General features: G+C 59.8%; 9 protein-coding genes. 6 read left to right on the plus strand and 3 right to left on the minus strand.

The genetic code is table 11. The annotated features are described in order from the left end of the window. Positions 1–14: 14 nt before the first annotated feature. Both Q0U90_RS01215 and Q0U90_RS01220 read right to left on the minus strand, forming a co-directional pair. A complete protein-coding gene (locus Q0U90_RS01215) occupies positions 15–788 on the minus strand; it encodes an HAD-IA family hydrolase (RefSeq protein WP_297450422.1) in 774 nt (257 codons plus the stop codon). 344 nt (positions 789–1132) lie between these two features. Continuing rightward, complete coding sequence (locus Q0U90_RS01220; protein ID WP_297450425.1) at positions 1133–3343, minus strand: malate synthase G; 2211 nt, start codon at positions 3341–3343, stop codon at positions 1133–1135. Between the two features lie 1021 nt (positions 3344–4364). On the opposite strand from Q0U90_RS01220, the gene aceA reads away from it, so the two are divergent. From aceA to ramB, 5 genes are all read left to right on the plus strand, one after another. After that, positions 4365–5657 (plus strand): isocitrate lyase, encoded by a 1293-nt coding sequence (gene aceA, locus Q0U90_RS01225; protein WP_297450428.1) that lies wholly within the window; start codon positions 4365–4367, stop codon positions 5655–5657. Between the two features lie 450 nt (positions 5658–6107). After that, on the plus strand, positions 6108–6887 hold the full coding sequence (locus Q0U90_RS01230; RefSeq protein WP_297450430.1) for a hypothetical protein: 780 nt from the start codon (positions 6108–6110) through the stop codon (positions 6885–6887). Between the two features lie 71 nt (positions 6888–6958). After that, positions 6959–7759 carry a hypothetical protein gene (locus Q0U90_RS01235; protein ID WP_297450433.1) on the plus strand — a complete coding sequence of 267 codons (801 nt, stop codon included), beginning with the start codon at positions 6959–6961 and terminating at the stop codon, positions 7757–7759. A gap of 119 nt (positions 7760–7878) precedes the next feature. Continuing rightward, the gene (locus Q0U90_RS01240) at positions 7879–9084 is read left to right on the plus strand and encodes an Ig-like domain-containing protein (protein WP_297450435.1); all 1206 of its coding nucleotides are present in this window, start codon (positions 7879–7881) and stop codon (positions 9082–9084) included. 94 nt (positions 9085–9178) lie between these two features. After that, positions 9179–10603, plus strand: coding sequence for an acetate metabolism transcriptional regulator RamB (gene ramB, locus Q0U90_RS01245; protein ID WP_297450439.1), 1425 nt, complete (start codon positions 9179–9181; stop codon positions 10601–10603). 255 nt (positions 10604–10858) lie between these two features. On the opposite strand, the gene lpdA is transcribed toward ramB, so the two are convergent. Beyond that, positions 10859–12274, minus strand: coding sequence for a dihydrolipoyl dehydrogenase (gene lpdA, locus Q0U90_RS01250; RefSeq protein WP_297450442.1), 1416 nt, complete (start codon positions 12272–12274; stop codon positions 10859–10861). A 97-nt stretch (positions 12275–12371) separates the two neighbouring features. Between lpdA and Q0U90_RS01255 the strand changes: the two genes are divergently transcribed. Continuing rightward, on the plus strand, positions 12372–14522 hold the full coding sequence (locus Q0U90_RS01255; RefSeq protein ID WP_297450445.1) for a prolyl oligopeptidase family serine peptidase: 2151 nt from the start codon (positions 12372–12374) through the stop codon (positions 14520–14522). Positions 14523–14524 lie beyond the last annotated feature (2 nt).

Below are 14524 nucleotides of genomic sequence, written 5' to 3' on the forward strand. Positions count from 1 at the left end.
TGTCACGAGCCAGCCTAGACGAGTTCCGCCAAGTCACTGACCACAATGTCAGCGCCTGCTCGGCTCAGCGCTTCCGCACCGGCACCGCGGTCAACACCAATGACGAGGCCAAATGCACCCGCTGCGCCCGCCTGCACACCGCTGATGGCATCCTCGACCACCACGGCATCGCGCGGTGCCACCCCCAGATTCTTCGCGGCATACACGAAGGTATCGCCCGCGGGCTTGCCCGGCAGGTTATTCTCGTGCGCCACGACGCCGTCAACAATCTCCACGAACCGCTCACGCAGTCCCGCCGCCGTCAGCACCGGCACCGCGTTCTTCGACGAGCTAACCACCGCCAACTGCGGTTTGTCGCTTGCCGACGAGTCCCCCGCGCCCTGCAACTCATCGAGCAACGCAACAGACCCCGGGTATGCCTCAATGCCCCTGGCGACTCGCGCCAGGAAGTCATCATTCTTGCGCTTTCCGAGTCCAACAATCGTCTCGTCTTCCGCAGTGTCCTCATCGCTACCGTGTGGCAGCGAGATGCCCCGGGACTCCAGGATTGCCGCAATCCCCTCATCACGGCGACGGCCATCGAGGTAGGTGAAGTAGTCCTCCTCCGTATAAGCCGTGACTCCCTTGTGCTCGAAGTAGTCGCTAAACATGTCCGCCCACGCCTGCTCGTGAACATCGGCGGTGGGGGTAATCACTCCGTCGAGGTCAAACAGGATTGCGCCCGCGTTATGGAGGAATTCTTTGGCCTTGGCAAGGTTGGTAGCACTGTCGGTCGTGGAATTAGTCATGGGGTCGCAGCTCCTTGGACATTGCAGACTGCATATTCGCAATTAACTTCCCAACCAACGCTAGCAATATTGCCACTACCCCGCTTGCGAAGCCGGGTAGCTCAAACCCCGAGGCCGCGGCTTTTCCAACACGTCCAACACGGGCGCCCAAATGTCAGCCCTCCCCCCCCCAAAAAAAACAAACTGCCGGGTGGACGCGGAATCGGCCTCTTAAATCAGCCAACCCGACATACACACCGGCAGTTTGGGTGGTTATTTAGTTATTTTCAGCTCGGTCGCTGCCAGCTAACCCGCTAATCGCACTGACTAACGGGTCTGCTGACAAGCCCCGGCCAGACCAAGAATTAGTCCTGGTCAATGCCCTCGCGCTTCTTGAACTCCAGACGACGACGGTGCAGAATCGGCTCGGTGTAACCGGACGGCTGGTTCACACCATCAAGGATGAGCTCCTTGGCAGCCTGGAAACCGATGGACTTGTCGAAGTCCGGAGCCATCGGCAGGTATGCCTCATCGCCCTCGTTCTGGCGGTCAACGACCTCGGCCATACGCTGAAGCGAATCAATGATCTGCTCCTCGGTGACAACACCGTGCAGCAGCCAGTTAGCCAGAGTCTGGGAGGAAATACGCAGGGTAGCGCGGTCCTCCATCAGGTCAACATCGTTGATGTCCGGCACCTTGGAGCAGCCGACACCCTGCTCAACCCAGCGGATAACGTAACCCAGGATGGACTGGCAGTTGTTGTCCAGCTCGTTAGCCTTGTCCTCATCGGACCAGTCAGCGCCCGGCTCGCCAGCCTTAGCTGCCGCTACCGGGATGGTCAGCAGGTCACCAAAGGTGTCGCGGCGACCGTCGGTAAGCAGCTTGTCCTGAACGCCGAAGACGTCGACCTCGTGGTAGTGGGTAGCGTGCAGCACACCACCGGTCGGGGACGGAACCCACGCGGTGGAAGCACCCTGCTTCGGCTGACCAATCTTCTGCTCCAGCAGCTCAGCCATCTGCTCGGTCATAGCCCACATGCCCTTACCGATCTGAGCCTTGCCCTGCAGGCCGTGTGCCAGGCCGGAGTCAACGTTGTTGTCCTCGTAAGCCAGCATCCACGGAGCGGTCTTCTGAACTGCCTTGCGGAACATCGGACCAGCCTGGATGGAGGTGTGGATCTCATCACCAGTGCGGTCCATGAAGCCGGTGTTAATGAAAACGACACGCTCGGAAACAGCCTTGATGGCGGCATCCAGGTTGACGGAGGTACGACGCTCCTCATCCATCAGGCCGACCTTCAGGGTGTTGTGCGGCAGACCCAGCAGCTTCTCAACGTCTGCGAACAGCTCGTTGGTGAATGCAGCCTCATCTGGGCCGTGCTGCTTCGGCTTCACGATGTAGATCGAACCAGTACGGGAGTTCTTACGTACGTTGTCCTGATCCAGGCCCGGGATTGCACAGACAGCGGTGACGACGGCATCCATGATGCCCTCGAAAATCTCCTCGCCGTCGCGGTCGAGGATGGCCGGGTTCTGCATCAGGTGGCCGACGTTACGGACCAGGTTCAGGGAACGACCGTGCAGGGTGACCTCGGAACCGTCAAGAGCGGTGTAGGTGCGGTCGTCGTTGATGGTACGGGACAGCTTCTTGCCGCCACGGGTGAACTCGACTGCAAGGTCACCGACGTTAAGGCCCAGCCAGTTGGTGTAACCCAGGGTCTTGTCGGCAGCGTCAACTGCGGCGACAGAGTCCTCGAGGTCCATGATGTTGGTGACAGCGGCTTCCAGGACGATGTCCTTGACGCCAGCCTTGTCGGTCTTGCCGACCGGGGACTCCGGATCGATCAGCAACTGGATGTGCAGACCGTTGTGCTTGAAGTAAATGGACTCCGGTGCGTCCTTGTCACCGGTGTAGCCGACCAGGGTCTCCGGCTCGCGCAGACCAGAGGTAGCGCCACCCTCCAGGGTTGCCTGCAGGTGACCGTCGACAATGTCGTAAGAGGTAACGTCCGCGTGGGAACCGTCGACCAGCGGCAGAGCGTTGTCCAGGAAGTCACGGCCCCATGCGATAACGCGGTCACCACGGACCTTGTTGTAGCCCGGGGTGTCCTTCTCCGCACCGCCATCTTCAGCAATAGCGTTGGTGCCGTACAGCGCATCGTAAAGCGAGCCCCAGCGTGCGTTCGCGGCGTTGATGGCGAAACGGGCGTTGAGCACCGGCACGACCAGCTGCGGGCCGGCGGTGGAGGTGATCTCAGTGTCGACGTTAGCCGTGGTGACCTGGAAGTCACCCGGGTTGTCAACGAGGTAGCCGATTTCCTTCAGGAATGCGACGTACTTGTCCTGATCCTGCTTGCCCGGGTTCTCCTTGTACCAAGCGTCGAGCTTTTCCTGCAGCTCATCGCGCTTGGCCAGCAGCTCACGGTTGCGCGGGGTGTACTTGGCGACGATGTCACCAAAGCCATTCCAGAACGCGTCCTTGTCCTCAATGCCGGCGGCGGGGAGTGCGGTGTCATTAACGAAGTCGTAAAGAACCTTCGCGACCTGCATTCCACCTGCCGAAATACGCTGTGCCATTGCTCTCCTCAAAACTATTGATTGCAATTTGCTCACCCAGTCACGGCCACGTCAGCGGCTCACGCACTGGATGCGTTGTCCTCCTACTGTATGTGATTCGGCACACTTATGAACCCTCTTTTTCCAGAACCGCCATCCGTCGGCCCGATATTGCGCCCCTCACATTTGCCGTTTCTTTCGCTTGACGACGCGCCTCTCGCGAGCAGACCCCCACCCCCTCCAGGTGACCATTCGGGCATTCAACCTTGGGACCATGGAGTTAGGCTCCCACCCGTCATACATGCGACCTCCCCGCCCCGCTTACCGCTTCGCCACGAAGAACTGCACGGAGGGAAAATGTGTCGCCCGTTACAGAGATTTAGCATTGCGACCTGCATCTCAGCACTCACCACCAGAAGCCCTAAAGGCGGCACCTGCCTCCAAAACGCCCAAGAAAGACGAAATAACAAGCGGAGCTAACTCCAACCCCAAACCGCGTATCGGTGGCGCATTGACCGGTGTACGGACGGTGTACTTAGGAGCCTGTTTTCGAGCCAGATGCCGCATTTTCGGGGGTAGCTGGGCACCCCCTAAAGCCCAAACGCCGTTAGCCGCGCACTCGATTATTTACCAAAATATAAAACACCCCAAAGCGGGGGGAATGTTATTCGCGAGACTGCAATGAAGAAATAACAGTACAAATGTACCGGCCGGTCACAGGCGAAAATCGCTAAAGCCAAGCTACGCATCACAATGTTTGCAATCTTCACAAGTGTTATTCGGGTTACATACTTGAATTCACACCCGAAGCTGCTTGACGAACTTCGCGCTATGCCCCAAAATGTGAAACATGACACGCGGAAGCGGACATTGTTTTTGTTCGCATGTTTGTGTGCAGGGGTACAGCATTTTTCCAGATGCTGCCTGCATTCAACTGGCGCCGCGGTCACCATCGGGTCAGCCTGTAGATCGGTTCTGTAGGAATTGTTCTTAAGTCAGCACCCGGAGTTCAAAAAGCAAGCAAAAGGAAGTGACTCCGTTTATGTCTAACGTTGGTAAGGCACGTACCGCCGCCGAAATCCAGAAGGATTGGGACGAGAACCCGCGCTGGGAAGGTATCACCCGCGACTACACCGCTGAGCAGGTTGCTGAGCTCCAGGGCACCGTCGTCGAGGAGAACACCCTCGCTCGCCGCGGCGCTGAGATCCTGTGGGAAGGCGTCAACGTTGAGGATGATTCCTACATCAACGCTCTGGGTGCACTGACCGGTAACATGGCCGTTCAGCAGGCTCGCGCTGGCCTGAAGGCTGTCTACCTCTCCGGTTGGCAGGTCGCCGGTGACGCTAACCTCTCCGGCCACACCTACCCGGACCAGTCCCTGTACCCGGCTAACTCCGTCCCGAACGTCGTTCGCCGCATCAACAACGCTCTGCTCCGCGCAGACGAGATTGCTCGCATCGAGGGCGACGACTCCGTCGACAACTGGCTGCTGCCGATCGTCGCTGACGGTGAGGCTGGCTTCGGTGGCGCTCTGAACGTCTACGAGCTGCAGAAGGCCATGATTAACGCTGGTGCCGCTGGTACCCACTGGGAGGACCAGCTCGCTTCTGAGAAGAAGTGTGGCCACCTGGGCGGCAAGGTCCTGATCCCGACCCAGCAGCACATCCGTACCCTGACCTCTGCTCGCCTGGCTGCTGACGTCTCCAACACTCCGACCGTCATCATCGCCCGCACCGACGCTGAGGCCGCTACCCTCATCACCTCCGACGTTGATGAGCGCGACCAGAAGTTCATCACCGGTGACCGCACCTCCGAGGGCTTCTACCACGTCCAGAACGGCCTGGAGCCGTGCATCGATCGTGCGAAGTCCTACGCTCCGTACGCTGACATGATTTGGATGGAGACCGGTACTCCGGACCTCGAGCTGGCCAAGAAGTTCGCTGAGGGCGTCAAGGCTGAGTACCCGGACCAGCTCCTGGCTTACAACTGCTCCCCGTCCTTCAACTGGTCCGCTCACCTGGAGAAGGACGAGATCGCCAAGTTCCAGAACGAGCTGGGCAAGATGGGCTTCAAGTTCCAGTTCATCACCCTGGCTGGCTTCCACGCCCTGAACTACGGCATGTTCGACCTGGCATACGGCTACGCTCGCGAGCAGATGTCCGCATTCGTCGACCTGCAGAACCGCGAGTTCGAGGCTGCCGAGAAGCGCGGCTTCACCGCTGTCAAGCACCAGCGCGAGGTTGGCGCCGGCTACTTCGACCGCATCGCCACCACCGTCGACCCGAACTCCTCCACCACCGCCCTGAAGGGCTCCACCGAGGAGGGTCAGTTCTAAGCCACTTGGCTTAGGGCTTAGGTCTCGGACCTAACTTCAACACCCAGCGAGGGCTGCACCCGCAGCCTTCGCTGGGTGTTTTTGTATTTTCATCGACGTGTCGACTCCGCGCCGTCGTAAAGCGCGAAACCTTTCGACGAGTTCAGCTATCGCCACATCCCACGGCAATAAATCTGTTTTTATAAATGTCGTCTCACCTGGACTTATAAGGTTACCCCCATGTCACTTTTACATCGTGTGTCACTCTAGTCACACTGGTAACATTCTTATCGCCCTTGCGGTCATGGGATACAGCGACCTGCCCGTACCCCATGCTCCACCGTGGATAGTTTCGAATCATCGCGATTCTTCCTCGCCAACCCTTCGGGATTTCAGTTGCGCGTGGACACACGGGGGACTACACACTTCTCCACGAAAGACACTTTTATGAAATCCGGACTCTTCTCACGCATGTCCAGCATGTTTTCCACCAAGAATTCAGTCAAGACCGCCGCTACCATTGCAGTAGCTTCCGCCATGGTTCTCGGGTCCACATCCGTAGCCTCCGCACAGGACATGAACAGCCTTCTGCCCGGCGCTTCCGCCAACGGCCATGTGGTCGTCACCGACAGCCCACGAATCCAGGTCACTGTCAACGAGAACAAGGGCGAAGATACCGTCACCATCGAAGTCAAGAACAACTACGACAGCAAATTCTCCTGCTTCGCTCCAGGCGTTTCCACTGACCCAAAGAAGCCAGCCCGCCTGCCCAACACAGTGACGGAAGCCAGTATCGTAACGAAGGCCGTGGATTACTACCGTACCTGGCCATATGTTCCTTCTGACGGCATCAACGTTCCGCTTCTGGGAGTCATCCCGACCAATGGCTTTCTGGAATTCGTTCCAGGCGGACTGGTGGGCTCTGCCCTGGGCAAGCAGCTGAACGCTCGCGCCGAGCTCTTCCGCGCCTGGGAGCAAGCTAAGTTGGCAGGCCACACTGGCGAGATTCCCGCATTCGAGCTTGAGCCTTTCGGTACTTCTACTCACCAGGTCGGTCTGAACAAGCCGGGTGCTGGCGAGCGTAAGGACTTCGACGCCGCTGCCCTCGTCTACTGCACGGACAACGATGATCCGCACAAGCAGCACTACGTCTTCGCAGGCTACGAGTCCGGAAAGGCTCCCAGGGGCGGTAGCTCCAGCGGTTCGCTCGGCTCTCCTGGCCTTTCTTCCCCCTCGCTGAAGATGTCGTAGCAAGCCTCAGCTTTACGACGATTCCCCTTACCGGCCCACCTGCCCCAATCACCTCTAAGGACTCGGATTCCATGACTTTCTCTCTGTCACGTGCAGCCAAGGCTGCCGCACCTGCAGTGGCCCTTGCCGCCACCGTCACTCTGCTTTCCACTACTCCTGCTCTCGCCGAGCCTCACAGCAATGTGGTGCCCGGCGCGGATCAGTCCTCGATTGTCGTCCACACTGACACGAAGCTGCTGACCGTTACAGTCAATGCGGCTGATGCGGGCGCAACTGAGATTTCCGGAAAGGTTACAAACAACTCGGCTAAGAAGTTCATCTGCGCTGGCCCACGTGGTACCGACAAGGTCGCGGGCGATGTCACCACGTCGAAGCTGGTGGCAGCCTCTGAGGATTACTACCGCAAGAACACCTTCCGCGAATTGCCAAAGGTGCCGATTCAGCTTGGCGGCATCCCCCTCATTGGCAACATTGCGTTGGGGCAGCTTGATCTGGGAATGTTCGGCCCACTCCTGCAGGGACTCGGCGGTACGCTGGGCGACCCGAATGCCCAGCGCAACCAGATTGCACAGGACTACTCCGCTGAGCGGGTGAAGGGCCACGCAGGTCTCATCAATGCTTTCACCATTGAGCCTGGCGCAACTCACGACTTCTCCGCCTACTTGAACAACCCGAGCTCGGGTCCGCGCACGGATTTCGATGCCGCAGCTTTCATCATGTGCACCGATGAGAGCAATGCCGCATACGCCTTCACCGGCTACGAGGAGGGCACCCGCACACCGGGCAGCGCCTCCTTCGGTTCCCCGGGACTGAAGTCACCTCAGAGCCCAGGCATTCAGAGCCCTGGCGCAAAGAACCCTGCTAATTCCTAACCAGCACCGATGCCGGCGCCGGAACCTACACCAGCACCGATACTAGCGCCTGCTACTGAGTCCGGGACCTCCGAGTTTTCCCGCTACAATCCCCGGCCTTTCCGACAGAAAGCAATTCCATGACCTCTCGCAAAACTCTGCGCATCACCACAGCAGTGACCTGCGCCTCCACGTTTGCCCTGTTGTCCACACCGGCGGCCCTTGCCGACAGCGCAACCGAAACGCATACCGACCGCCGATCGGTCTACAGCCGCACTGTCAGCAACACGACACCGGCTCCAGGTGAAATCATCACCTACAGCCAGACCTTCACCACGACCTCCGGCAACGACTACATCTACGACTGGAAAAACAACGTAGACTCTTGCCTCGAATACCAGCCGGGCTCTGCCACCCTGCAGGTAGGCGACGCTTCCGCAACCGCGCTCCCCGAGGACAAAGTAACTGCTACGCCAGGAGCCACTGCCATCAAGTCGACGGATAGCTCCGGCTACTGGACCTTTAACAAGGACGCCCCGCACACATTCACCCTGCAGTACAAGGTAGGTGACTCATGCGTGCAGGACACCGAACTGACTTCTGGGTTTTATTACAAGTACGGCAATTTTTGGAGCTCAAAGACCTACGGCAGCGATAAGTTCAACGGTGGACCGGCAATTACGGTTGTCGACACTAGCCGCGTCCGTACCTCGATTGAGCTCGTCGACACTCCGGATACAGCAGCGGTCGACCGCCCACTGCCCCTGAAGGCAAAGGTAACTGTCAGTGCAGACGACGGCGTAGAGATTCCTTCTCTGACCGGCAAGACAGTAAACTTCGTTGCCGGTGGCACCACGCTGTGTACCGCCGATATTGCAGCGGACACGGACACCGCCGCGTGCGATTGGACTCCAACCAGCACCGGAAACTTCGATGTCAAGGCAGTTCTCGACGACTCCGATGAAATCCTCGGCAGCAGCTCAGCCACCAAGTCCATCAACGTCACCATCGCCCCACCTGAGGCACCTTCTGAGCTGAAGGCCGACCCCGCCAACGCTTTCGGCCGGGCACAGACTGTGATTAGCGGAAAGGCTGAACCGGGAACCACGGTTGAGGCTCTCGGCCCAGGTGGCACTCGCTGCGTGGCACAGACCAACGACGAGGGAGCATTCTCCTGCAACCTCGGATTCCTGCCGGCTATCTCTGGCACTGTCACCGTCACTGCAAACCGTGGTGATGCCAAGTCCGAGGCACGCGAAATTCAGGTCAATACCCGTCGAGGCTTCTTCGACTCCTTGGGTTCGCCAAGCCTACCGAAGCTCGAACTCCCGACCTCCGGCAACTAAACGCGACTGACACCTTCGCGCACCTCAACCCGGGAGCAAAGGTTGCAACGGTTTTCTACACAAATCCAGCTAACCTCGGGATATGCTGGGCAGTATGTCGAAAACCTATGTCGGATCTCGCCTCCGCCAGCTACGCCGCGAGCGCGACCTCAGCCAGGCCGCGCTCGCGCAGGCGTTGGGCCTCTCGGCTAGTTACGTCAACCAGATTGAGCACGATGTCCGCCCGTTGACCGTGCCCGTTCTGCTTCGCATCACAGACACTTTCGGCGTTGATGCGACGTTCTTTTCCCGCGATGACGATTCCCGTCTCCTCGCTGAGGTTCAAGACGTGGTGATGGACAAAGAGATTGCCAAGTCCCCCATGGACCTGCAGGAAATCTCAGAGATGGTCCGCGACCACCCCGACATCGCCCGCATCATGGTGGACATTCACCGCCGCTACCGCAACGTCACCGACAAACTTTCCCTGGCTACCGAGGAGCGCAACTTCGGCAATAGCACCGACACCTCCTCCGGCTCACAGGCGCTGACCATGCCACACGAGGAGGTCCGCGACTACTTCTACGCCCGCCAGAACTACATCTCTGCAGTCGACACCGCCGCCGAGGAACTAGCCCGCGAGCTGCGGATTACCGATGAGACCACCGATGTCGTCTCTATGCTGGCCGACAGGCTGTCCAACGACCATGGGATCCGGATTGCGCTGGAATCGTCGTTAGGCGATGTGCAGCACAGCCTTGATAAGCGAACGAAGACGCTCTACCTCGCGCGGCACCTCTCACCGGGGCAGCGCGCCTTCCGTATGGCCACGGAGCTAGGGTTTTTAGAGCAGGGGGAGACCATCTCCGAGGCCGTCGCGTCTGGGCATTTCATGTCAGAGGAGTCTCGGAAGCTGGCGCAGCGCGGAGTCGCGACGTACTACGCGGCGGCGCTGATTCTGCCCTATGAGTCGTTCCATGCGATGGCAGAGTCGAAACGCTACGACATCGAGCTGCTCTCACGCACGTATGGAGTCGGCTACGAGACCATCTGCCACCGCCTGTCCACGATGCAACGCCCCAGCTTGCGCGGTATTCCGTGGACATTCGTGCGCGTCGACCGCGCGGGCAACATGTCCAAACGCCAATCCGCCACCGGCTTCCACTTCACACATTCGGGCGGTACCTGCCCACTGTGGAACGTCTACGAGACCTTCTCCTACCCCGGCAAGGTCATGCGCCAGGTTGCGCTCATGCCGGATGGCCGGCCGTACATGTGGATTTCCCGTACCGTCGAACATCACGCGGCTCGTTTCGGCAAGCCAGGTAAGGTTTTCGCCATCGGTTTGGGCTGCGAGGCTCGGCATGCCGAGCGCACCGTATACGCCGATGGTCTCGATCTCGCGGACCTCGACGCCGCCACGCCCATCGGCGCCGGCTGCAGGGTCTGCTCCCGCGAGGCCTGCCCGCAGCGCGCGTTCCCACCGATTCATCGCGATATCGACATCAACATGCACCGCTCCACCGTCTCGCCGTACTAATTCGCTTTACGACGGGCGCAGGGCGGGCCTGCGGCTTGAGCCTGGTTGGCGAAGGTTGGTTCGCGGGGGCTTGGTTCGCGGGGGCTTGGTTCGCGCAAAATGCCCCAAAAAAGGAAGACCCAAAAAGAAAGTGCCCAGGTTTATAGCACTTTTGTGCCGAATTTCTCGGTCAAACTGCTATAAACCTGGGCACTAACTCGTATCTGCCCGAGCCGAGACCAGCGAAGGCTGATCCCAAGCCAGAACCCAAACCTTTTACAGGTTGATCATCTTGCCCATAACGCCCTCGGCAGCTTCCTTCATGGCCTCGGACATGGTCGGGTGGATGTGGACGGCGCGGCCGATTTCCTCAGTGGTCAGCTCGTACTTCTCAGCCAGGACCAGCTGCGGCATGAGCTCGGAAACGTTGGCGCCCACCATGTGGCCACCCAGCAGCTCGCCGTACTCGGCATCTGCAATGAGCTTCACGAATCCTGCCGGCTCCGCCAGGCCCTGCGCCTTACCGTTTGCAGAGAACGGGAAGGTAGAGACCTTAATCTCGCGGCCGTTCTCCTCTGCCCACTTCTTGGCCTGCGCCTCGGTCTTACCGAAGGAGCCCACCTGCGGGTTACAGAAGGTTGCGCGCGGCATCATGTTGTAGTCCGGGATGGTCTCGGTCTCGTGACCTGCCATGTGCTCAGCTGCGATAACGCCCTGCGCTTCAGCAACGTGTGCCAGCTGCAGCTTCATGGTGACGTCACCGATGGCGTAAATGTTGTCAACGTTGGTGCGCATGTACTCGTCGATAACAATCTCGCCGCGCTCGCCCAGCTCAACACCGGCCTTGTCCAGGCCAATGCCCTCAGTGCGCGGTGCGAAGCCGATGGAGACCATAACGCGGTCGACGGTCAGAGTCTGCTCGTCGCCGCCGTCCTTGGCCTCGACCTTGACCTCAACCGAGTCACCATTGTCCACGATGGAGGTGGTCTTGTGACCGGTCATGAGCTTGACGCCCAGCTTCTTGTATTCCTTGGCAATAACCTTGGAGACGTCTGCGTCCTCGTTCGGCAGAACGTTGTCCATGAACTCGACGATGGTGACGTCCACGCCGTAGTTGGCCAGGACGTATGCGAATTCCATACCGATGGCGCCAGCGCCGACGATGACCATGGAGTCCGGCAGCTCGTCGGAGAGAATCTGCTCTTCGTAGGAAACAATGTTGCCGCCGACCTCAACACCCGGCAGAGAACGGACGACAGAGCCGGTCGCAATAATCGCCTTGTCGAAGGTAATTTCCTTGCCCTCGTCATCACCCTCAGTGATGGCCATGGAGGTTGGGCCAGTGAATTCACCGAAACCGTTGATTTCGGTGATCTTGTTCTTCTTCATCAAGAAATGAACACCCTTGACGATGCCCGCGGACACCTTGCGCGAACGCGCGTGTGCGGCACCGAAGTCAAAGGAGACATCACCGGAGATACCGAAGGTCTTAGCCTCATGGTTGAAAATGTGCGCCACCTCGGCGTTCTTCAACAGAGACTTGGATGGAATACAGCCAACGTTGAGGCAGACACCGCCCCAGTATTGCTTCTCCACCACAGCGGTCTTCAGACCCAGCTGGGATGCACGGATTGCTGCGACGTATCCGCCAGGACCGCCGCCGAGTACTACAAGATCAAAATGTTCAGCCACGTGCACAAGTCTACGCACGACTTAGCTTTACTTCACCTCGCAAGCCCACCCGGCAAACCCCACTTTTTACCTTCAGCGGTGGGCTACGGTGGTGGACATGGGCAACGACACCGGCAACAACACGGGTAACGATTCCTCCTTCCTCTCCACCGACCTTGTCCCCGATTGGCTGGACGATATCGACGGTTCCCAGGCGCTGACGTGGGCGCGCGCGCAGTCGGAGGCCACCGTCGCAGGCGTCGATTCGCTTGCCGACGACACCCGCGACCGCACCAACCTGGAACAACGCATCCTGGCTGCGCTCAACACCGATGCCCGAATCGCGTATCCGGTGCGGCGCGGTGAGTACCTCTATAACTTCTGGCGGGATGCCGAGCATCCGCGGGGTCTGTGGCGGCGCACCTCCTTGCAGAGCTATCTAGCTGGCCAGGAAGATCCGCAGGCAACCGAATGGGAGGCGCTCATCGACCTCGATGCGCTGGCGGCAGCCGAGGGGGAAAACTGGGTCTGGAAGGGCACGGTGTGCCGTTATCCGGAGTATGACCGCGCGTTGATTATGCTCTCCCGCGGCGGCGCCGATGCCACCGTAGTGCGGGAGTTCGACCTCGTTACCTGCTCTTTTGTGGAGGAGGAGCCGTTCTACCTCCCGGAGGCGAAGTCCGATGTCTGTTGGGTGGGCCGCGATGAAATTCTCGTTGGCAGTGACTTTGGTCCGGGCTCGCTGACGGATTCGGGCTACCCGCGGCAGGTGCGTAGGTGGCGGCGCGGCACGCCGTCGTCAAGCGCGGACGTGATTTTCTCGGGCCACAGCGATGATGTGGCGGTGGGCGGTTGGTTCGATGCGACGGAAGGCTTTGAGCGGCTGTTTGTCGAGCGTGCGCATGATTTTTATAATTCGCAGCGGTTTGTGGCGGCGGAGCGTCCGGGCAAGTTGGCGGTGCAGCAGAACGGGGACTTTTCGCTGCAGATTCTGGAGGTGCCGCAGGACTGCCGGACGAGTGTCCATAGACAGTGGCTGGTGCTGATGCCGCGCACGGAGTTCAATGGCATTCCGGCTGGTGGCGTTGCCATTGTGGAGCTGGATAAGTGGCTGGCGGGCTCGCGTGAGGTGGAGGTGGTTTTCACCCCTGATGCGCACACGTCGTTCCAGCAGCTGGTGTGGACGAAGAACTTCCTGGTGTTGACGCTGTTGGAGGATGTCGCGACGAAGTTGGTCGTGCTGCGGGAGGGCTCGTGGGAGCCGGTGGAAACCTTCAGCGAGTTACCGGCGCAGGCCACTGTGAGCGTGATTGATACGGCCTCGGAGCGCGATGATGAGATCTGGTTGGTGTCGACCGCGACGACACAACCGGCCACGCTCTGGTACGGGCAGGTCGGCGGCCAACTCACGGAAGTGCGGCGTGCTCCGGCGCTCTTCGACAGTGAGGGCATGGAGACGCGACAGCACTGGGCGACGTCGGCCGATGGCACGCGGATTCCGTATCGCATCACCGGCCACTTCGGCTCGGGAGCTGACGCAGGTGCAGGCGCTGACGCAAGTGCCCCAACCCCAGCCCCCACCCTCGTGCATGCCTATGGCGGTTTCGAGGTTTCGCTGGTCCCGCAGTACTCAGCGATCCGTGGCCTGACCTGGCTCGAGCGCGGCGGCTACTTCGTGGAGGCCAACCTGCGCGGTGGCGGTGAATTTGGTCCGACCTGGCACTCCTCAGTGGTCAAGACTGAGCGGATGAGGGTCTATGAGGATCATCAGGCCGTGCTGCGCGATTTGGTCACGCGCGGCTACTGCACCCGGAAACAGTTGGGTGTGCGCGGCGGCTCCAACGGTGGGCTGTTGACCGCTGTGTGTCTGACTTCCTACCCGGAGTTGGTGGGCGCAGTGGTGTCCCAGGTGCCGCTGGCGGACATGATGCGCTACCACAGGCTGTCCGCGGGAGCCTCGTGGATGGCCGAGTATGGAAACCCGGATGACCCCACCGAACGGGCTGCGATTGCGCAGTATTCGCCGGTCCAGCGCGTCGTCAAGCGAGAGCAGCGTGCCTACCCACCAGCGTTGATTACGACGTCTACCAGGGACGACCGCGTCCACCCAGCACATGCGCGGAGTCTGGCGTGGCTGCTGGCAGAAGCGGGTCAACCGGTGGATCATTACGAAAACACCGAGGGAGGGCACGCCGGTGCGGCGGATAATTCGCAGGTCGCGTTTGTCGAGGCGCTCATATCTACGTGGCTGTGGAACAAGCTCAAGTAAGG

The organism is uncultured Corynebacterium sp., from assembly GCF_946998835.1.
Lineage (GTDB): Bacteria > Actinomycetota > Actinomycetes > Mycobacteriales > Mycobacteriaceae > Corynebacterium.